This window comes from Mesorhizobium wenxiniae (genome assembly GCF_002284535.1).
Classification (GTDB): domain Bacteria; phylum Pseudomonadota; class Alphaproteobacteria; order Rhizobiales; family Rhizobiaceae; genus Mesorhizobium; species Mesorhizobium wenxiniae.
Window position 1 is genome coordinate 25,514 of the sequence record NZ_NPKH01000028.1, and the last position, 19,992, is coordinate 45,505.

Genomic DNA, 19,992 nt, shown 5'->3' on the forward strand with positions numbered 1-19,992 from the left:
TCCTGTCTATCGCTGTGTTGCGCCCCAGCACCGCACCCAATTCGGTACGTTTTCGCGCATTTCCAGAATCAGACGTTAAAAAGCGGCGGGCTTGCTTCGGATGGTTAAGGCCAGGAGCGCCTCCGAAAGTCGTTTCTTCGCCCGCTCGACCCGTCCTCGTAGATTGCCTCAACATCGAGGAACAAGTCGAGCGACGTTGTAGGATAACATCACACGACGTCCCTGCTGCCAAAGACATCCAACACAGTTTATGACTAAGTAGAACTAATTAGAGCATCGCTCGAAAAAGAGGTCACCGGTTTTTCGAACAAAGCGATCGCAAACTAGAGATTACAGCGGTGCGCGCGCCGCTGTAGGCGCCGGATCAGATCACGAAAAAATCGTCGGCCAGCAGCGTCGGCCTGTTCGTCAGCGTCGCGAGCTGTGTCACGCCGCCTGCGACGTTTCCGTTGGAATCGTAAAACAACGCACCCGTAACCTTGTCATAGACAATGTGGTCGTCGGCGTCGTGCGCGCTAGTCCCAGCGAAGAAGTACCTTGGCTCGAGGGCTCCGGTGGCTCCAAGCCCCTGCATTACCGAATTCTGGAGCCTGAATGTATCGGCCGTATGGTTGAAATCCGTGATGATGTCGCGGTTGGCCACTGAGAGCGGCGCGCTGAAAACGAAGGAATCGTTGCCGGCGCCACCAGTAAGCCGGTCAATGCCAAGGCCGCCCGTTAGTGCATCGTTGCCACCGTGCCCGAGCACGGTATCATTGCCTCGGCCGCCGTCCAGTTTGTTGTCGCTGTCGTTGCCGTCGAGCACGTTGTCGAGGGAATTTCCCGTGGCTCCGACGTTGGCGTTTCCGGTCAGACGCAGATTTTCTACCAGCCTGCGATCGACCGCCAGTGAGTACGTGACCAAGCTGAAAATCTGGTCGAGGCCCGCTTCGTCGATGACGTTGTCCAGTACATTGTCCACGTAATAGGTATCGTTGCCGGCACCACCATTCATCAGGTCGGCCCCGGTCCCGCCATCGAGAAGGTCGGTGCCATCATAGCCCGCCAACCGATCGCTACCCGCCCCGCCCCTTATGGTGTCGTTGCCGGCAAGGCCGTCCAGCGTGTTGTTCCCATTGTTCCCGGTCAGCTCATTGTCGGAAGAATTGCCGCGACCATTGATAGCGCCAAGGCCGATGAGGGTCAGATTTTCGACATAGGATGGCAGTGAATAGGTGCTCGAGCTGAACACCGAATCGTTGCCCGCCGCATCGCCCTCGACCACGCGGTCGAGCGCATTGTCGACATAGTAGGTATCGTCGCCCGCGCCGCCCTCCATCTTGTCGATTCCGACCCCGCCGTCGAGCAGGTTGCTGCCAGCGTTGCCGACCAGCGTGTTGTCGAGTTCGTTACCCATCGCGTCGATGTCGGCAACGCCGGTGAGTGTGAGCTGCTCTATTTGCTGGCCGGACAGCGAATAAGTCATCGAGGCGATGACCACATCGATGCCGGCGCCCTCAGCCTCGATGACTACGTCGAATGCGTTGTCGACGCGGTAGGTGTCGTTGCCCAAACCGCCGGACATTTTGTCAGCACCGGCTCCGCCGTCCAGAACGTCGTCAAAGCTGCCGCCGTTCAGGATATCCGCCGCATCCGTCCCGGTCAGGTGCTGCTCCATCACGTCCGGCGCGGCATAGGCGCGCACGTAGTCGATGACCATCTTGTAGGTGCCGGACGCCCGCTCGACTTCAAGGGGGTTCATGGCAAGCGAGGCCAACATATAGAGCGGCGTGCGGAAGGACTCGCTCATTGGAAAGCGGCTCAGCTCCTTGCCGTCATAGTACACGGTGATCCAGTCCGTCGTGATCCTCGCGCCGTAGGTGTGAAACGTCCCGTCGAACATCGTACTGGCGAGGCCCGTATAGTTGCCTTTCCAAGCGTGGCCTTCCTTATTGCTCAAGTGCACCGCCTGGTGATGACCATCGGGATCGCCCCCATACGCTTCAACGATGTCGACCTCGACGCGTGGCACAGTCTGATCGGGCGACAGCATCCAGAAAGCCGGCCAGGCTCCCGCCCCGCCGTGAAAGGCCGCGCGCATCTCGAAGTACCCGTACTCTTGCGCGAAACCCCGGCCGGTGCTGTTAACCGTTTGCATCGTTCCCGACTGCCAGACGCCGTCCACCTGCTTCATGGTAATGGTCAGCTGCCCGTCAGAGACGGAGAACGGGTTCGTTGCCCCCACCGGCGACATGAACGTGGCGGCCCCATAGGGGGCGTGTACCGGCGCGAACCATTTGCCGGTGCCGTTGTTCGGCACGACATCAAGCGTGTTGAACTCGTCGGAAAAGGAGAGCTTGAAACCTGAGAGGTTCAGCTCCGATCCTTTGTACTGTCCGGTCCAATCGCCAGGAAGAGCAATCGCAGCCATTGATGGGCTCCTCGTTCTCGCAACATTTTCGCTGATCCCCCACCAAGATCTAATCATCCATTTGTTAACGGAACGGTAATGGACACCGATTCCGCCGCAAATGGGCTCAGTGCGGTTATCCCCAACGCTTCACGAGAAATTTGGGAGAAGTCGCAAATCGGTTGATGTAGCCGGCACACGAAACTGCGAATCCTCCATGGCGCATGATCCGATCGACACGCTGGGCAAGGCGACCCGGCACAACATGCTCGTCAAAGCCGAGTGCAGCTGCGGGAACGTGCGCTACTGCCGTTCCGCCGATCTGATAATGGTCTATGGCGGAGGCGCCGACGAGCAACGCCGGGAATGAGCTGCATTGCGTTCTGCAACCGCTCGCTGGATAGTCCTGGCGATGTTGCAGACCTTAATGACTCATTGGCCCCAGATCCTCGCGATCATTCCGGTGGTGATGGCGGCAATCGGCATCGTCCACGCCATAATGACGAAGGAAGACGTCCGCGCCGCCACAGGTTGGGTCGGCGTGATGTTCCTGTCGCCATTCCTTGGCGCGATCATCTACGCCGTTGCCGGCATAAACCGCATCCGTCGTGCAACGATCAGCGCCATGCGGCCCCTTTCCAGCGAGGCGGCTTCCGCAAAACATGAGCGCAACATTGCCGCCGAGGAATTGATTGCCGAGCGGTACGGCCAACGCTTCACCGGCCTGAAGACATTGGGCGACAGGGTGGCCCGGCGTGCCCTGACCTCGGGAAACGCGATTGCGATATTGGAGACAGGTGACGAGGCCTATGGCGCAATGTGCCGAGCGATTGATGGCGCTCAACGCACTATCCTTCTCGAGACCTACATTTTCGACAATGACGATGTCGGGCGGCTTTTCGTGGAATCTCTCGCCGGAGCCGTCCAGCGGGGTGTCAGCGTTCGCGTGCTGATCGATGCCGTCGGGGCGCGTTACTCCGTCCCCAGCATTCTTGGGCGTCTGCGAGAGGCAGGAATCACCGCAGACCTCTTCAACGGCAACATTGTCATGGGCCTGCGTCTTCCCTACGCCAACCTCAGAACGCACCGGAAGATCCTGGTCGTCGATGGCACGATTGCGTTCACCGGAGGGATGAACATCCGAAAGGGATTCTCAGCCGAGTTCGCCGGCTCCTCCAGCGCGAGGGACACGCATTTTCAGGTCACCGGGCCGGTCGTGGCCGACCTTTTTTCGGTTGCCGCCGAAGATTGGCGCTTCGTGAGCGGCGAGCTCCTGAAAGGCGACACCTGGCAAGTGGCCACGCCTCCCGCGGCTCCCGGTCAACCGATGCTGGCGCGGGCGGTTGCATCGGGGCCGGATGCCAGCATCGAAACGAACCACAACTTGCTGATCGGAGCATTTTCCGTCGCCCGCAAATCGATCCGCATCATGTCGCCTTATTTCCTGCCGGATCGGGAACTGATCAGCGCGCTGACGACAGCGGCCAGGCGGGGCGTCGAGATCGACATCGTGGTACCGGCGATGAACAATCTTTTCCTTGTCGACCGGGCGATGACGGCGCAATTCGATCAGGTCCTGAAGCACTATTGCCGCGTATGGCGCACGGAGGGCTCGTTCGATCATTCGAAGCTGCTGTCGGTCGATGGAGTTTGGGCTTATATAGGATCCTCCAATCTTGATGCCCGGTCCCTGCGGCTGAATTTTGAGATTGATATAGAGGTTCTTGATGCAGGCTTTGCCGCGGAGATTGAAGCGCGAATCGGATCGGCAATCGCCTCCGCCGCGTCTGTAACGATCGAAACCTTGAGGGCCCGGCCATTTATCGTCCGCCTGTTCGACCGAGTGTTGTGGCTGGGATCGCCCTACCTTTAGAGGCTTTCTCGTTCTGCCGGGGGAAATTCGGGCGCCGCAGCCATCGCTCCTTTTAAGCGGCGCATCTCGTCAGGGCAGGGGAAGCAGCGATTGCAGATCCTATTTGAGTGAGACAAATCTAAGTCTTGAAGGTAGTGAGGACGAGTAGCAGATTCATGCAAAGAATTGGACATAGCTTTCCTGCAAGTGTGCTCAAATCCATTCGCGACAGAAAAAAGCAGAAGGCGAAGGCTACGCCGTCCGAAGGGACACGCCCCGCGGGGACTCTGGTCGCATCTTACAACGTTCACAAATGCGTGGGCGTCGACAGAAAGTTCGATCCCGAACGAATCGGTCGCGTCATCCGGGAAATCGCCCCGGATGTCATTGCGTTGCAGGAAGCGGACAATCGCTTTGGAGATCGTGCCGGCCTTCTGGATCTGCTGCGTCTCGAATTGGAAACGGGCCTGGTGCCGGTGCCGGTGTCCGGAAACGGCAAAGGGCACGGCTGGCACGGCAACGTTCTGCTTTTCAAACGGGGCATCGTTCGCAATGTCCATCAGATAAAGCTCCCGGGGCTGGAGCCGCGCGGAGCCTTGGTTGCCGAAATCGATCTGGACGAGAAACGAACTCTGCGCATTATCGCAGCCCATCTCGGCTTGCTACGCCGATCGCGCTCCGAACAGGCCCGTGTCGTGCTCGAAATCATGAACAGACCGGACGAAAAACCAACACTGCTGCTCGGCGATTTGAACGAATGGCGACTCGGAAACCGTTCCGCGCTGAACACGCTGCACACGACTTTCGGTCCCGCGCCGCCGGCGGTCCCCACCTTTCCATCGCGTCTGCCGCTGCTGTCGCTCGACCGGATCATGGCAAATCGACACGGAATGATCTCAACCGTCGAAGCCCATGACACGCCGCTTTCGCGGGTCGCCTCCGATCATCTACCGCTTATAGGATTCGTTCGCCTATGATGTAGCTGCCCAGCCCCATGGATGGAGATCGGTTCAATGGGAAGCTCTCGTCTGACTAGCGGAGCCGAGCGGGGCGGCCCAGCGGCTTTGGTTGCGGGGGAGGCCGCTGGGCCTGCCCAGCGAGCCTTCGGGGGGCGTGCTCACGTGGCTGGTGAATACGTGAGTTAAAGCTAATGCAATCGAAACATGCGAACGAAGTACGTGTCGTTAATTCCGCTGCGCAGAAGCCATAAGGTGCCCCGCAATGGGTCAACAAGTCTGGCACGGCAGTTGCTCGGTCAGGTATGGGGGAATGGGGCGGAGGCCCGTCGCTTCGCAAATGTAGCGGCGGGTCTTCTACATAGAGGTCGCGTCCCAGCCTACGCGCTGCCGTCTCGCTTTCCTCATCGATCGTTCGGACTGGCAGATAGGCGTTGGTTTCCAGCCACTCGCGCGGCACGATCTGAATGAGGTCCGACCGGCCAATTTCATTTCGGCCGCGATGGAGTTTAGAGCGTCCTCCGTCGAGGGCTCCAGGGCACGCCGGCAACGTTTCTGAGCATCAATGCGGCGCGGCGCAGGATGATCTGCAGATCCGCCCCGCGACATAGCTGCGATGCGCTCGGCGGCGCTTTCAAGCTCTCCCGCAGAAGACAGGCGGATCATTAGAGGGCCGAATGATCAGTGGCGGTGCGGCGCAAATTGCGACAATGCGGACCATCAAAGGTCAAGCACGGTTGTTAGCGGCGTTGATTTGGGCCTTCATCGTTTGTGGACGTTAGGAACGGAGTTAGGAACTAGCCTTGATAAAAATGGAAAAGGTAACTTAAATCAGACACATAGCTTAATATCTGGCGGAGGGAGTGGGATTCGAACCCACGGTGGGCTTGCACCCACGCCGGTTTTCAAGACCGGTGCCTTAAACCGCTCGGCCATCCCTCCAAGTAGTTGACGTTAAAGAGCTTTCCGGCCCGTTGCGGTCTGCTAAAAAGGCCGTTTGCTACGCACTTTGCAACTATATGGTCTTTCGACTTGCGCTTATAGCTACCTGCAGCGCCGCGTCAACTTGCTCTGCCGCGTCCGCCTGCATGCCGGGCATGACATGGGAATACAGATCCAAGGTAATCCCGATTGTCGAGTGGCCCAAGCGTTCGCTGGCGACCTTCGGATGAACGCCGGCCGATAGCATCTGCGTGGCGTGGGTGTGCCGAAGGTCATGAAAGCGGATGCGGGGCAGGGCGGTCTTGCCCAAGACACGCACCCACTCATGCGTAAGCGACCTTGGCTGCAACGGTGAGCCATCGACCTGGGCAACCACGAAGCTGTCACCGTTCGGCCTAAGCCCCAACCGGAGCTGTTCTTCGGCTTGCCGGGTTCGATGGGCTTTCAGCTCTGCAACGGTGCTGGCCGAAAGTGCTACTGTTCGCGCTCTGCCAGACTTCGGTTCTTTGTACCGCACTCCGTCATCCGTCTGCTCGGCGCTTTCTTCGATAGACATCTGCCGGCGGTTGTCCCCGAGGTCCAGATGACGCCAACGCAACGCCAGGATCTCGCCGCGGCGGAGGCCGCACGTCACCGCCAGCAAGACCGGGATGAACATGCGCGTCGGTCGAAGGGTTTCCAGCAATGTGGCGGTCTGGCCCACGTCATAGGCAAGCTTTTTCATCCGCTCGACCTTCGGCGGTGTCGTCGCCTGCGCCGGATTGCGCGACAGCCTTTCCCATGTCACCGCTTGGCCAAACGCCTTGATAAGCACGCGGCGGTAGTGGTGGACGGTACGGGGCGACAGCAGCGGAAGGGGTGCGGACGTGCCAGGCGAAGCCAACGCGATCTATCATCTGATCGACGCCGCCGGCCTGGAAGGGATGGTATCGAAGCGTCGAGACAGCAAATATCGTAGCGGCCCGACCACCGCCGCACAAACAAGCTAACAGAGGTTGGGGGCGGGCGGAGGTACGCGATCACGGAAGTCCTAAGCGTGTTTAATCCACCATGTCCCGTAACGGCTTTTTTCGCTTTGGCGGACTGTACTTCTCGACCAGCCTAATCTTCTCCATGTCGACCGTCACCAGCGGTCCCAGATCGACGGTCACCCTGCCGCCTTCCTCGTCCATGCGCGTGACCTCGCCGGTAGGCTCGATCTGCTGCCCCTTCTTGACCGTGGTATGATCGATGATCGAATGCGGGAATCCATAGCTCGGGATGGAAACGCTAACGCGGTCCTCCGTGACCCGTCTGCGGACGGTGACCGCGATCGCCACCAGATCTCCAATCCCCATTCCCGGCGCCATTCCATGAGTCTGGAGCGGCCGGCACCTTAGTCAAGTGATAGCTAATATAGGTGACCGCTTCATCCAATCGATGGACGAAGCCCATCAAGGGCCGGTGCTATTTTGGATGCATGTCGCGACCTTGCTTATCCCCGAGCCAGCTTGCTATCGCTATGCTCGCGATCAGCGTCAGCTATGCCGAAGCCGCGGACCGTAAGGTCGAAACCGCGGCGCCCGGTACGTACGCCAATTCGAAGAACCTGCCGGTTTGCACCGCGTCAAGCTCACTCTTCGAAGTCCTCGGTGACAAGTGTTTTCTCGTCAAAGGTTCGATGATCTATGGCGATATCGCCGAGCTCTCCCAGATAGCCACTTTGAGCCGGTAACCGAAGCAACAGCAACAACGGCACTAGACGCTAATCTTCCGCTGCCTTACCCCGGCGCCTACATCGCGATGACATTCCCGCGCTCAGAATATCTACCAAGACGATCCTCGACGCCATTGTGCGTACGACGCCGGTTTAGCTGACGTTGCGCACCAGGGTGATGACGCTGCGGCTCCAGGCTTCGCGATCGGGAGCGAAAAGCCCGTAATCCAGTATCGCGCCGTTCAGGCACGCGCGAATGCGATGACAATCGATCGTTCTAGCGCGCCTAGTGCAGATTGAGGCGCAAAGCGGGTGATCGCAGAGATCTGGTTCTGACCGAGTAGCTGCCATTCCATTAACGCATCTGAATGGACCGCTTCTGGCGCAAGATGCTCGTTCGTGCTGGTCAGAACGGGCACCGCTCACCACCCTCTGGCGACGATGCCACCGTGCAGCGGCATTGACTGGTTCGGGTCAAGAGCTTGAATACGAGAAATGCGCTAACTGTGACGGCGGTGGTCACGGTGGCTCGAGTGTCAGCAGATGTGGTAAGGTTGAGTGTCGGCGAGTAGCAGAGGTCGAGCAACAATGACTTTGAGGCGAACCAGAGCTTACGGCCCATCCGGCTTGGTTCTAGCGGTTTGCGCTGTGTTTGCTTGGCAGAACGCCACTGCTGCTCAAAATTGCCACGCAGCCCCGACGCCTGGCGTCAATTGGCACGAGTGTGACAAGAAGCTTCTCATCCTAGAAGGACAGGACCTGAGCGGGGCGAACCTGTTCGGTGTTGATTTCACTTCGACCGACCTCAGGAACAGCAATCTCCTTGCGGCAAATCTTGAGAAGGCAACGCTTGTGCGTGCTTCCCTGGCCGACTCGACCGCCAAAGGCGCCCGGTTCGACAGAATCGAGGCCTACAGGACCGACTTCAGCCGTATGGACGCGCAGGGCGCTGTGTTTGCGAGCGCGGAAATGCAGCGCTCGAATTTCCAGGACGCCAATCTGACCAATGTTGATTTCACAAAGGCAGAATTGGGGCGTGCGCAGTTCCATGACGCCGATATCAGCGGCAGCCGCTTCTCGTTTGCCAATCTCGCACGGGCGGACTTCCGAGGAGCGACGTTCACCGCGCCGATAGACTTTGACCGCGCCTTTTTCTTTCTGACCCGTATCGAGGGCGTCGACCTTTCCAATTCGGCGGGTCTGTCCCAGTGGCAGCTCAACATGGCTTGCGGAGACGCCCGGACCGAGTTGCCTTCTGGCTTGACGAGGCCTGAAGATTGGCCCTGTCAATTCCAGCAGGAATAGTTGAACTTCTTCTTCGTCGCCTTCGCGATAGAGCATCACCTCCAATAGAGTTCTCAGCGGAAAAGTCTTCCCTACGCAGCCCTTTGGCGATCAAATGATCCAGCACAAACCCAATGGTTTGGTAGTGATAGTCGAGTGACATGTCTCAAGCCCCACAGCGAACGTTGATAGAACATGCTGCTACGTTTTTTGCAACGCAACGCTACGGTATTGGATGGGAAGACGTGGCAGGAAATGCGCTACCGCACCCGCAAACCGTTGACAGTGAAGGCCTTGGCAAGACGTGGCAGGATAGAGCGGGATGCCGTCAACCGAATTTCTAGACCGGTGCCTTAAACCGCTCGGCCATCCCTCCATCGTGATTTTTCAACCACTTGGATGCTCGTCCTGATCTCAACTCATACCTGTTGGCACTGCTGCGCCGCCTGGAGATCGTTCGCGCTTCATTGCTCTAGTGCGCCTAGCGAAGTCCTGTCAACCGGCCGTTGCCCGTTCCTCCAAGGGCAGGGCATGGGCGCTTGACGGTGGGGCTGAAAGCAAGCCGAACAGCGCGCCGAAGGTCGAAAAGCGGTGATTTTCACAGCGATCACCGGGAAGATTTGTGCCACAATCTCGCCCGGTTCCGACCACAATCGGTTAATACGGTGATAAACAATTCCTGTGCACAAGGGATTGCGAATCAAGGTGGCGCTAGCGTTTGTCGAGTGGGTCTGGCCCCGCCGACGATCAAGTCGCGGTGCCTTTGTTGAGAGGGGACAACCAAAAAATGCAAAGCACGGCGCGCCCGCGTCTTCGTCGCGCTTCCGCGTTCGCCTTGTTTGCCCTGTCGGCTGCCTTGCTGGCGGCTTGCGCCGCGCCGCCACAGCCGAAGGCGATGGTCAACAAGAAACCCCGCTCGAAGGAATATTTTTCCGAATCCGAATACGGCGTGAAGGCCAGCCCGCGCGTCACCTTCAAGATGTCGGGCCTGCAGCGTGGCGGCGGACGCGACCAGCTCGGCAAGCCCTATCAGGTGCGCGGTAAGTGGTATTATCCGAAGGAAGACAAGCGCTATGCCAAGATGGGTCTCGCCTCCTGGTATGGCGAAGCCTTCCACGGCAGGCTGACCGCTAACGGTGAAGTCTACGACATGACACATCTGACCGGCGCGCATCCGACAATGCCGCTGCCGAGCTATGCGCGCGTCACCAATCTGAAGACCGGCAGCTCGATCATCGTGCGCGTCAACGATCGCGGTCCTTACCACGAAGGACGCATCATCGATGTGTCGAAGCGCGCCGCCGAAATGCTCGACTATGCCAATATCGGCACGGCCAAGGTGAAGGTCGAATATGTCGGGCGGGCGCCGCTCGACGGCAATGATGATCGGTACCTGATGGCCTCCTATAATCCAGGCAACAGGGTGCCGGATCCGTCGGACGGCTTGCCCTCCGGTGTCATGATCGCCATGGATGGACCATCGCCGAGTACGGCGTTGGTCGCCGCCGCTCCATTTCCCGGCCAGTTGACGAATTCCGCATCGGCACAGCCTGTCATTGCGGCGCAGGCGCCGGCCTCCGGCAATGTGACGCTGCCCGATTTCGGGCCGATCGTGCCGGAACGCCCGCAGATCAATCTGCCGGCGCAATCGCCGTTCAGCGTAGCGTCGCTGTCCTACGCGGACGAACGCGTGCAGCGCGCCTCCAATGTCTTTGCCGCGCTGGATGGCGCCGGAATGTCGCCTGCCGAAATCCTTCGATCGTGGAAGCGGCAAACTCCTCCGGCCGCTTCGGCCACGTCCTATATCGCGGCTGGCTCGTTCGAGGATGCCGCCGAGGCACAGCGTGTGGCAGCCCGGCTTTCCAGCTTCGGCAAGACCGAAATCGAGCGCTCCGAATTCGAGGGCAAGGACTGGTATTCGGTCAACCTCTATCCGGACGGCCATGGCAGCCTGGACGAGATGCTGCAGGCGGCATGGTCGCATGGCGCACCGGACGCGCTCGTGGTTCGGAACTGACCGGCAAAACCTGAAGTTTTGCCCTGTTGTCCATCGCGCGGTTGATCGGCCGGGACAAAGCCTGATAGCCTAGAGCTTGCCCAGAAATACCGGCTGACAGGTCGAACTTCTCATGAAATCTCGCTTCCCCGCGCCTCTCGCCGGGCTTCTGGGTTTTGGCCTCCTGCTGCTTTCGCTGGCTCCGGCCGCGGCGCAGCTTTTCGAGACCAAGGCCGGCCAGGCCTTCATGATCGATGCCGAAACCGGAACGGTGCTGTTTTCCAAGGATGCCGACAGGCCGATTCAGCCGGCGTCGCTGGCCAAGCTGATGACGATGGAGGTGGTGTTCAACGCCATCAAATCGGGGCGCGTGACGCTCGACGACACATTCGTGGTGAGTGAAAACGCATGGCGTACGGGCGGGGCGCCATCCGGGACGTCGACAATGTTTGCCAAACTGAAGTCAACGATCCGGCTTGAAGACCTGATCCAGGGCGTGACGGTCCAGGCAGCCAATGACGGCTGCATCATCATCGCCGAAGGTTTTGCGGGATCGGAGGCGAATTTCGCGACTGAGATGACCGAGCGCGCAAGGCAGATTGGCCTGGAGAAATCGACATTCGTCAATTCAACCGGTCTGCCGGCCGACGGTCAGCAGACGACGGTTCGAGAGCTTGCGCTTCTGGCCCTGCATATCTGGCGCTCGTACCCGGACCTCTATCGCTATTACGGCCAGAAGGATTTCACCTGGAACAAGATCACCCAAAGGAACCGTAACCCGCTGCTGGCGATGGATATAGGCGCCGACGGCCTGGCGATCGGCAGGAGCGAGGCATCAGGCTTCGGCGTCGTCGGCTCGGTCAGCCACAGTGGCAGGCGAGTCGTTGCGGCGATGAGCGGCCTGGCAAGCGACCGCGAGCGCGCCGAGGAAGCGCGAAAGCTGCTCGACTGGGGCCTTCGCTCCTTCCAGAAGACCGAGATTTTCACCAAGGACGAGGTGGTCGGCGAGGCCCAGGTTTTCGGCGGTTCGAAATCCGGCGTGGCGCTGAAGGCAAAAGCGCCCGTGGTCATCTTCCTGCCCATCGCCAACCGCGACAAGCTGATCGCCAAGATCGTCTATGACGGGCCGGTTGCAGCCCCGGTGGAGGAGGGGCAACCAGTGGGTGCGCTGCGGGTCTGGATCGGTGATACGCTGAGCCAGGAGACGCCGCTTTTCGCGGCCGAATCGATCGGCGTCGGCTCGCTGCCGCAACGCGCGCTCGATGCCGCCAAGGAACTGGCCGTGGGCTGGCTGCGTTAACGCGGGTCGCCCAAAAGTGCTCAGCAGTTTGCGGCGACGACACGCATGAGAAGGGCCTGATGCGCGTCGCATCTCTTCAGACGCGACGCGGTTTGGTACCGTGGCGTGGACCTTTTCTCAAGTCAGGACTATTACGGTCCCGCAGCATGGATATAGGCTTTGGTGCACGGATTTTTCATCACCTTCGAAGGCGGAGAAGGGGCAGGCAAGTCGACGCAGATCGAGCGGCTGGCCAGTAAGATGCGCGCCAAGAAATACGATGTCCTTGTCACGCGTGAACCGGGGGGCTCGCCAGGCGCAGAGGCGGTCCGGCATGTCCTGCTTTCCGGCGCTGCCGAGCCATTCGGCCCCAGGATGGAGGCGCTGCTTTTCGCCGCCGCGCGGTCCGACCATGTCGAGCAGGTCATCCGGCCGGCCGTCGAACGCGGCTCGATCGTGCTTTGTGATCGCTTCATGGACTCCTCGCGCGTCTACCAGGGCGTCACCGGCGGCCTCGATCCGGCGTTCATGGGCGCGCTGGAAAAGGTCGCCATCAACGGCATGGTGCCCGACATGACGCTGATCTTCGATATCGACCCGGCCGAAGGACTGCGGCGCGCCACGGCACGGCGGGGCACCGATGCCGGCGCCGACCGCTTCGAAAAGGAAACGCTTGATATCCACCAGCGCCGCCGCGAAGCCTTTCTGGCAATCGCCGCGGCAGAACCCGAGCGCTGCATCGTCGTCGACGCGTCCGCCGACCCCGACACGGTGGAGAACGTCGTCACCGCCGCCGTATTCGCGGCACTGGAGACGATGACGCCGGCGCACAGGAAGCAGGCGCCGGGATGATTTTCGAACGGATCGCACCAGAACAGCACGACACGCTGGACGGCGTACCGGAGCCATCCGAGACGCCGCGTCTGGTCGGGCATGGCCAGGCGGCGAACATGCTGGCGTCAGCCTATCGTTCCGGGAAGCTGCCGCATGCGCTGACATTTGTCGGACCGGTCGGCATCGGCAAGGCGACGCTCGCCTTTCACCTTGCGCATCATCTGTTGAAGCATCCGGCGTTCGAACAGGCGCCGGAAGTCCTTGCCATTCCTGATCCGGCGTCATCGCTGTTTCGCCAGATCGCCACCGGCGCACATCCTTCGGTGCTGCATCTGACCCGCCCGCCGAACGATAAGACGAAGAGCTTCAAGACGGTCGTCACCGTCGATGAGATCCGCAAGGTCAGCCGCTTCTTGTCGCTGACCTCGCATGACGGTAGCTACCGGGTGGTGATCGTCGATCCGGCCGACGACATGAATACCAATGCGGCCAACGCTTTGTTGAAGAATCTTGAAGAACCACCGGCACGCACACTGTTCATCCTCATCGTCCATGCGCCGGGCAGCCTGCTGCCGACGATCCGCTCGCGCTGTCAGATGGTGCGGCTGACGCCGCTCGACGCCGAGAGCCTGATGACGGTTCTGGAGAGCGTCGAACCACCGCCGCCGGACGATCCCGCGGCGCGCGCGGCACTGGCCAAGCGGGCAGGGGGCAGCGCGCGCACCGCAATCCTGTTGACGCAGTATGGCGGGCTGGAAATCGCCGAGACGCTCGACGCCCTGGCGACAGCAAGAAAGAGCGATGTTGCCGGTGCCTACCGCCTCGCGGAAGCGGTCGCCGGTCGCGACCAGGCGATCCAGTTCGATATCTTCAATCGCCGTGCGCTCGACCTGCTCTCGACCGGCGCAAGCCAGGCCGCGCTGGCGGGCGATCTGGCGCGGGCGAAAACGCTGTCGGATACTTGGCACGAGGCTTTGAACGCTATATCTGAAACCGACACCTACAATCTCGACAAAAAGCAGCACGCCTTGACCATGATCGACCGCTTGAATTCTGCAATGCGAATGTGACGGCCCATCGGGATGGCAATCGCCGTTTCGATGCGATATCTCACCGGCATCTTTCATTCAGACATTCATGACGGCTCATCCATGGCACGCGATAAATACTACCTCACGACGCCGATTTTTTATCCGAACGGCAAGCCGCATATCGGTCATGCCTACAATGTCATCGCCAGCGACACGCTTGCCCGCTTCCAGCGGCTCGACGGCAAGGACGTCTTCTTCGTCTCGGGGACCGACGAGCACGGCTTGAAGATGCAGCAAACGGCGGACGCTGAAAGCCTGACGCCGATAGCGCTTGCCGATCGCAATTCGGCGATCTTCCGCTCGATGCTCGAAGCGGCCGGCTGTTCTAACGACGTTTTCATCCGCACCACCGAGGAGCGCCACTACAAGGCCTGCCAGGCGATCTGGACGCGCATGGCGGAGAATGGCGACATCTACCTCGACCGCTATAGCGGCTGGTATTCGGTGCGGCAGGAAGCCTATTTCGACGAGGCCGAAACCAAGGTCGGCGACGACGGCATACGCCGCGAACCGCTCGGCTCGCCCGTCGAATGGACCGAGGAAGAGAGCTATTTCTTCCGCCTTTCCGCCTATCAGGACAGGCTGCTCGCGCTGTATGAGAGCAGCCCCGAATTCATCGGTCCGGCGGAGCGGCGCAACGAAATCGTCAGCTTCGTCAAATCCGGGCTGAAGGATCTGTCGATCTCGCGCACCACGTTCAAATGGGGCGTGCCGGTGCCGGGCGACGACAAGCATGTGATGTATGTCTGGGTCGACGCACTGACCAACTACATCACGGCTGCCGGTTATCCGGATACGGCCAATGACAGATGGTCCTTCTGGCCGGCGAACGTCCACGTCATCGGCAAGGACATCGTCCGCTTCCACGCCGTCTACTGGCCGGCCTTCCTGCTGTCGGCAGGAATCGAACTGCCGAAGCGCGTGTTCGCGCATGGCTTTTTGTTCAACCGCGGCGAGAAAATGTCGAAGTCGGTCGGCAATGTCGTCGATCCGTTCGCGATGATCGAGCATTACGGCCTCGATCAGGTGCGCTATTTCTTCATGCGCGAAGTGCCGTTCGGCCAGGACGGCAGCTACAGCCACGAGGCCATCGTCAACCGCACCAATGCCGACCTCGCCAACGATCTCGGCAATCTGGCGCAGCGCTCGCTGTCAATGATCGCCAAGAACTGCGGCGGCATGGTGCCGAAGCGCGGTGAACCGAACGATGCCGACAAGGCGATCCTCGACCAGGCAAGTGCTGCCCTTGTCACCGCGCGCAGGACGATGGCCGAACAGGGCATCCATCTGGCGCTGGCGGCGATCTTTGGCGTGGTGGCCGAAGCCAACCGCTATTTCGCGGGGCAGGAGCCGTGGGCGCTGAAGAAGACCGATCCCGCGCGCATGGAAACGGTGCTGTGGACGACAGCCGAGGTGATCCGGCGTATCGCGATCCTTTGCCAGCCCGTCGTCCCGACCTCGGCGGCAAAGCTGCTCGACCTGCTGGCGGTGCCGGCGGACAGCCGCGATTTCGCGCATGTCGCCGAGGGTCACGCGCTGGTTTCAGGTACGGCTCTGCCGGCGCCGGAACCGGTGTTTCCACGCTATGTCGAGCAGACGGATGCAAGCGTCTGATGTTGGTCGACAGTCACTGCCATCTCGACTTTCCGGATTTCGCAGAGGAGCGGGCGGCCATCGTCGCGCGCGCTTTAGCCGCCGGAATCGGTCGTATGGTGACGATCTCGACGCGTGTGAAGCGGTTCCAACAAGTACTTGAGATCGCTGAATCTTTCGACGAAGTGTATTGCTCGGTCGGCACCCATCCGCACAACGCCGCCGAAGAGCTTGATGTGACTGTCGAGGATCTTGTCCGGCTATCCGCTCATCGCAAAGTGGTGGCGATCGGCGAGGCCGGGCTCGATTACTTTTACGATCATGCGCCGCGCGTTGCCCAGGCGCAGGGTTTTCGAACCCATATCGCCGCCGCGCGCGAGACGGGCATGCCGCTGGTCATCCATTCGCGCGACGCCGACAGCGACATGGCTGATATCCTCGAGGATGAAACAGGGAAGGGCGCCTTCCCCTTCATCCTGCACTGTTTTTCGTCCGGGCGCAGGCTGGCCGAAGTCGGCGTGGCGCTGGGCGGCTACGTTTCCTTTTCCGGCATCCTGACCTTCAAGAATTCGGCCGAGCTGCGCGCCATCGCCGCCGATGTGCCACGTGACCGCCTGCTGGTCGAAACCGACGCGCCATACCTCGCGCCGATACCGTTTCGCGGCAAGCGCAATGAGCCTGCCTATGTCGCGCATACAGCCAAGGTGCTGGCCGAAACGATCGGCGTCAGCGAGGCGGAGATCGCTGATGTCACCACGGACAATTTCTTCCGGCTGTTCAAGAAGATGCCGCGCCCAATCGCGCTGAGCACCTGACGCATGAGCGACCGGCTGCGCCTCACCATTCTCGGCTGCGGCTCATCGCCGGGCACGCCCCGCATTACTGGCGACTGGGGCAATTGCGATCCGGCCAATTCGAGGAACCGGCGCATGCGCACCGCAGCGCTCGTCGAGCGGATCGCGGCAAACGGCGACAAGACCACCGTCGTCATCGACACCGGGCCGGATTTCCGCGAGCAGATGCTGCTGGCAGCGGTCAGGCGCATCGATGCGGTCGTCTATACGCATCCGCATGCCGACCATATCCACGGTATCGACGATTTGCGCGGCTTCGTGCTCGAGCAGCGTCATCTGATCGATATTTACGCCGACCAGCCCACCATGCTGCGGTTACGGGAAGCGTTCGGCTATTGTTTCGAAACACCGCTAGGCAGTTCCTACCCGCCCATCGTCGAGCCCCATATCATCGACCACGCCAGGCCGGTGGTGATCGAAGGCGAGGGGGGTGCCCTCACCCTCGAGCCGCTGCCGCAAATCCATGGCGACATCATATCGCTTGGCTTTCGTATCGGCGGGCTCGCCTATTGCCCCGATATCAGCGATTTCCCCGACGCCACGGCCGAACGGCTGCGCGGTCTGGACATGCTGGTCATCGACGCGCTGCAATACAGGACGCATCCGAGCCATCTTTCGCTCGGCCAAGCACTCGACTGGATCGAAAAACTTGCGCCGAAAAAGGCCGTGCTGACGCATATGCATGTGCCGCTCGACTACGCCACGGTGATGGCGGAGACGCCGGCCGATGTCGAGCCAGCGTATGATGGTATGATGATCGAAATCAATTCTGAATCAGCATGATAGGTTCGCTTCTTCATGGCTGGCAGCATCGATCGTGTGACCAAGGCAGCAGCCGATGCCGGCCTCGACATCGAAATTAGACGCATGGGGGCCTCGACACGCACCGCCGAGGAAGCCGCCGCGCAATGCGGCTGCACCGTTGCACAGATCGTCAAATCGTTGGTTCTCCAAGGACAAGCTAGCGGAAAGCTGTTTCTCTTCCTGGTTTCCGGCTCCAATCAGCTGGATCTAGCCCAAGGCTGCCGCACTGATCGGCGAGCCGCTGAAGCGCGCCGACCCGCGGCAGATCCGCGACGAAACCGGCTTTGCCATTGGCGGCGTAGCGCCGATCGGCCATCTGATCGCGATCCCGGCGTTCGCCGACAAAACGCTGCTCGGTTTCGACTGCGTATGGGCAGCGGCCGGCGCGCACGACGCGGTGTTCGCCGCCGAGCCACACGCAATGGTCAAAGCAGCGCAAGCCGTCGTAGCGACGCTGGCAGCCTGAATCGAACGTGCCGGACCCTATTCGGCGGCGATGGCGGTGGGGGCGGTTGGCAGCATGATGTCGGGCGCAGCCGGCGCAAACAGCATCTTTATGACGCTTCGGAAGGCGAGGATCTGGCGTCCGAGGACACGGGGATCGCCGAGCCCCCGCGACATGATGATGCCGCCATCGATCACACAGGAGAACATGATGGCCACGTCGTCGAGATCCATGCCTTTGCGGGCAGGATATACGGTCGCGATCTCGTTCAGCGCATCGCGAAAACGCCCGTTCCAGGAACGTACGGCGTCGGCGGCGATGTCGCGAACGTTGCGGTCGAAGAGACGCTCCTGATAGGTGAACGTCGCGATCAGGCAGCCGGGGTGGCCGTTCGGCAGGTCGCCCATCAGCTCGGCAAGCAGCTTGAGCGTGATCAGGAACGACTGCAACGGATCATCGGACAATTGCCGGCCGCGGTGAAACACCTCATCGAAGATGCGGTCATTCTCCTCGACGTAGCGCAGCATCAAGGCGCGGGCGAGTTCGTTCTTGTCCTTGAAATGATAGAAGAAGCCGCTCTTGGTGATGCCGGCTTCGGCGATCACCTCCTCGATGGAAGTCGCACCGAACCCCTTGGCGAGCACCGAGGCCTCGGCGATCTCCAGAATGCGTTCGCGCGTTTCCGCACCCTTGCGCATGACCGAATGCCCTCAAATCAACTGTACCGGCGGTTTGGTTTTCACACCCGCCAACATCGGCACCGATAGCAATACGACCGACCCAGCGCAGCTATCCGTCTGTAGTTGCTGCGGTTTCCGCTTCGGTGGAGTACCGGACCACAAGCCTTCTACCGCACCGGCGGCACGTGCTGCTAAAACTTGGCTATTCCCAACCGGCCGCCACCAGGGCGGCACGGTGTCATCTTACCACTGGAGACACACATGGCCAAGTACCGCCAGAATCTGCCGCAACTCGCCAACAGAACATTCCTGAGCGATGGCGGCATGGAAACGACTCTCATCTTTCACGAAGGCCTCGACCTTCCGCACTTTGCTTCCTTCACGCTGATGGCAACGCCTGAAGGCCGGCAGAAGCTCAAGGAATATTACGTCCGTTATCTGACCATTGCGCGCAGAAGTGGGACCGGCTTCATCCTCGACACGCCGACGTGGCGAGCCAATCCCGATTGGGGAACCTTGCTCGGCTACGGGCCGGAAGCGCTACGCGCCGTCAACGAGGCCTCGATCGAGCTTCTTCTCGACCTGCGCAAGGAGTTCGAGACGGCCGAAACGCCCTGCGTCATCAGCGGTGCGATTGGACCGCGCGGCGACGGCTACAAAGCCGGCAAGATGGATGCCGACGAGGCGGAAGCCTATCACGCAGTGCAAATTGAGAGTTTCGCGCGGACCGAAGCCGATATGGTGTCGGCCTACACGCTCACCAATTTCGAAGAGGCAATCGGCGTGGCGCGGGCGGCCAAAGCACATGCCGTGCCCTGCATGATCTCGTTCACCGTGGAGACGGACGGGAAGCTGGTGACCGGCATGGCGCTCGGCGAGGCGATCGACAGGGTCGACGACGCAACGGATGGTGCGCCGGCCTACTATATGATCAACTGCGCCCATCCGACGCATTTCATGCAGGCGCTGAAAAAGGGCGAGCGCTGGGTCGATCGCGTCTATGGCGTAAAGGCGAATGCTTCGGCCAAAAGCCATGCCGAACTGGACGAATCAGAAACGCTCGACCCGGGCGATCCGGCCGATCTCGGGCGGCGCTACAGCAGGCTGACAGCCTCGTTTCCGACGATGCGCATCCTGGGCGGCTGTTGCGGCACCGACCACCGGCACATCGCGGCGATCTGCGAGGCCTGCGTGCCGCAAGCGGCGTAGGAACCTGTGTGCGTCCCAGGAGACGCAACGCTACCAGCCGCAGTTCCGCTTAGGGAACGGAACTGCGGTTGGGCCGAAAGCACGCAAT

18 protein-coding genes, 1 tRNA gene and 2 pseudogenes are annotated in these 19,992 nt (G+C 60.6%); 16 read left to right on the forward strand and 5 right to left on the reverse strand.

Annotated features, from left to right (window positions below; translation table 11 throughout):
* Nucleotides 1–364 precede the first annotated feature (364 nt).
* Nucleotides 365–2,410 (reverse strand): family 16 glycosylhydrolase, encoded by a 2,046-nt coding sequence (locus CIT31_RS23450; protein WP_165778536.1) that lies wholly within the window; start codon nt 2,408–2,410, stop codon nt 365–367.
* A 196-nt stretch (nt 2,411–2,606) separates the two neighbouring features.
* Between CIT31_RS23450 and CIT31_RS34395 the strand changes: the two genes are divergently transcribed.
* The 3 genes from CIT31_RS34395 to CIT31_RS23460 all read left to right on the forward strand — a co-directional run bounded on the left by CIT31_RS34395 (nt 2,607) and on the right by CIT31_RS23460 (nt 5,218).
* Nucleotides 2,607–2,759: a hypothetical protein gene (locus CIT31_RS34395; RefSeq protein ID WP_164759895.1), complete on the forward strand. Its 153-nt coding sequence runs from the start codon at nt 2,607–2,609 to the stop codon at nt 2,757–2,759.
* 42 nt (nt 2,760–2,801) lie between these two features.
* Entirely contained in the window at nt 2,802–4,262 is a 1,461-nt protein-coding gene (locus CIT31_RS23455) for a phospholipase D-like domain-containing protein (RefSeq protein ID WP_095520590.1), read from the forward strand.
* 155 nt (nt 4,263–4,417) lie between these two features.
* The gene (locus CIT31_RS23460; RefSeq protein ID WP_095520591.1) at nt 4,418–5,218 is read left to right on the forward strand and encodes an endonuclease/exonuclease/phosphatase family protein; all 801 of its coding nucleotides are present in this window, start codon (nt 4,418–4,420) and stop codon (nt 5,216–5,218) included.
* Between the two features lie 831 nt (nt 5,219–6,049).
* On the opposite strand, the gene CIT31_RS23470 is transcribed toward CIT31_RS23460, so the two are convergent.
* A tRNA-Ser gene (locus CIT31_RS23470) sits at nt 6,050–6,139 on the reverse strand.
* A gap of 73 nt (nt 6,140–6,212) precedes the next feature.
* On the reverse strand, nt 6,213–6,863 hold the full coding sequence (locus CIT31_RS23475; protein WP_342586949.1) for a site-specific integrase: 651 nt from the start codon (nt 6,861–6,863) through the stop codon (nt 6,213–6,215).
* 142 nt (nt 6,864–7,005) lie between these two features.
* Here CIT31_RS23475 and CIT31_RS35315 point away from each other — a divergent pair.
* Nucleotides 7,006–7,110, forward strand: a pseudogene (locus CIT31_RS35315) (ATP-dependent DNA ligase); the annotation flags it as partial.
* Nucleotides 7,111–7,179: 69 nt separating this feature from the next.
* On the opposite strand, the gene CIT31_RS23485 reads toward CIT31_RS35315, so the two are convergent.
* The gene (locus CIT31_RS23485) at nt 7,180–7,476 is read right to left on the reverse strand and encodes a hypothetical protein (protein ID WP_342586947.1); all 297 of its coding nucleotides are present in this window, start codon (nt 7,474–7,476) and stop codon (nt 7,180–7,182) included.
* A 164-nt stretch (nt 7,477–7,640) separates the two neighbouring features.
* Here CIT31_RS23485 and CIT31_RS23490 point away from each other — a divergent pair, with 164 nt between their 5' ends.
* The 11 genes and pseudogenes from CIT31_RS23490 (at nt 7,641) to CIT31_RS35905 (ending at nt 18,036) form a co-directional block, all read left to right on the forward strand.
* Nucleotides 7,641–7,853 (forward strand): hypothetical protein, encoded by a 213-nt coding sequence (locus tag CIT31_RS23490; RefSeq protein ID WP_245316436.1) that lies wholly within the window; start codon nt 7,641–7,643, stop codon nt 7,851–7,853.
* Between the two features lie 570 nt (nt 7,854–8,423).
* Nucleotides 8,424–9,140, forward strand: a complete 717-nt coding sequence (locus CIT31_RS23500) for a pentapeptide repeat-containing protein (RefSeq protein ID WP_095520594.1) — start codon at nt 8,424–8,426, stop codon at nt 9,138–9,140.
* A 766-nt stretch (nt 9,141–9,906) separates the two neighbouring features.
* Nucleotides 9,907–11,136 (forward strand): septal ring lytic transglycosylase RlpA family protein, encoded by a 1,230-nt coding sequence (locus tag CIT31_RS23505; RefSeq protein WP_095520595.1) that lies wholly within the window; start codon nt 9,907–9,909, stop codon nt 11,134–11,136.
* Nucleotides 11,137–11,248: 112 nt separating this feature from the next.
* Nucleotides 11,249–12,415 (forward strand): D-alanyl-D-alanine carboxypeptidase family protein, encoded by a 1,167-nt coding sequence (locus CIT31_RS23510; RefSeq protein WP_095520596.1) that lies wholly within the window; start codon nt 11,249–11,251, stop codon nt 12,413–12,415.
* A 159-nt stretch (nt 12,416–12,574) separates the two neighbouring features.
* Nucleotides 12,575–13,246 carry a dTMP kinase gene (tmk, locus tag CIT31_RS23515; protein ID WP_095520597.1) on the forward strand — a complete coding sequence of 224 codons (672 nt, stop codon included), beginning with the start codon at nt 12,575–12,577 and terminating at the stop codon, nt 13,244–13,246.
* Nucleotides 13,243–14,298, forward strand: a complete 1,056-nt coding sequence (locus tag CIT31_RS23520; protein ID WP_095520598.1) for a DNA polymerase III subunit delta' — start codon at nt 13,243–13,245, stop codon at nt 14,296–14,298. The genes tmk and CIT31_RS23520 overlap by 4 nt, the downstream gene beginning before the upstream one ends.
* Nucleotides 14,299–14,379: 81 nt before the next feature.
* Nucleotides 14,380–15,933 (forward strand): methionine--tRNA ligase, encoded by a 1,554-nt coding sequence (gene metG, locus CIT31_RS23525; RefSeq protein ID WP_095520655.1) that lies wholly within the window; start codon nt 14,380–14,382, stop codon nt 15,931–15,933.
* A complete protein-coding gene (locus CIT31_RS23530) occupies nt 15,933–16,727 on the forward strand; it encodes a TatD family hydrolase (RefSeq protein WP_095520599.1) in 795 nt (264 codons plus the stop codon). The genes metG and CIT31_RS23530 overlap by 1 nt, the downstream gene beginning before the upstream one ends.
* Before the next feature lie 3 nt (nt 16,728–16,730).
* Nucleotides 16,731–17,549: an MBL fold metallo-hydrolase gene (locus CIT31_RS23535; RefSeq protein WP_095520600.1), complete on the forward strand. Its 819-nt coding sequence runs from the start codon at nt 16,731–16,733 to the stop codon at nt 17,547–17,549.
* 84 nt (nt 17,550–17,633) lie between these two features.
* Nucleotides 17,634–17,723 (forward strand): annotated as a pseudogene (locus tag CIT31_RS35900) (YbaK/EbsC family protein); the annotation flags it as partial.
* 112 nt (nt 17,724–17,835) lie between these two features.
* Nucleotides 17,836–18,036, forward strand: a complete 201-nt coding sequence (locus CIT31_RS35905; RefSeq protein WP_342586950.1) for a YbaK/EbsC family protein — start codon at nt 17,836–17,838, stop codon at nt 18,034–18,036.
* Between the two features lie 17 nt (nt 18,037–18,053).
* On the opposite strand, the gene CIT31_RS23545 is transcribed toward CIT31_RS35905, so the two are convergent.
* Nucleotides 18,054–18,713: a TetR/AcrR family transcriptional regulator gene (locus CIT31_RS23545; protein ID WP_095520601.1), complete on the reverse strand. Its 660-nt coding sequence runs from the start codon at nt 18,711–18,713 to the stop codon at nt 18,054–18,056.
* A 243-nt stretch (nt 18,714–18,956) separates the two neighbouring features.
* Here CIT31_RS23545 and CIT31_RS23550 point away from each other — a divergent pair, with 243 nt between their 5' ends.
* Nucleotides 18,957–19,904 (forward strand): homocysteine S-methyltransferase family protein, encoded by a 948-nt coding sequence (locus CIT31_RS23550; RefSeq protein ID WP_095520602.1) that lies wholly within the window; start codon nt 18,957–18,959, stop codon nt 19,902–19,904.
* The last annotated feature ends 88 nt before the right edge of the window (nt 19,905–19,992 follow it).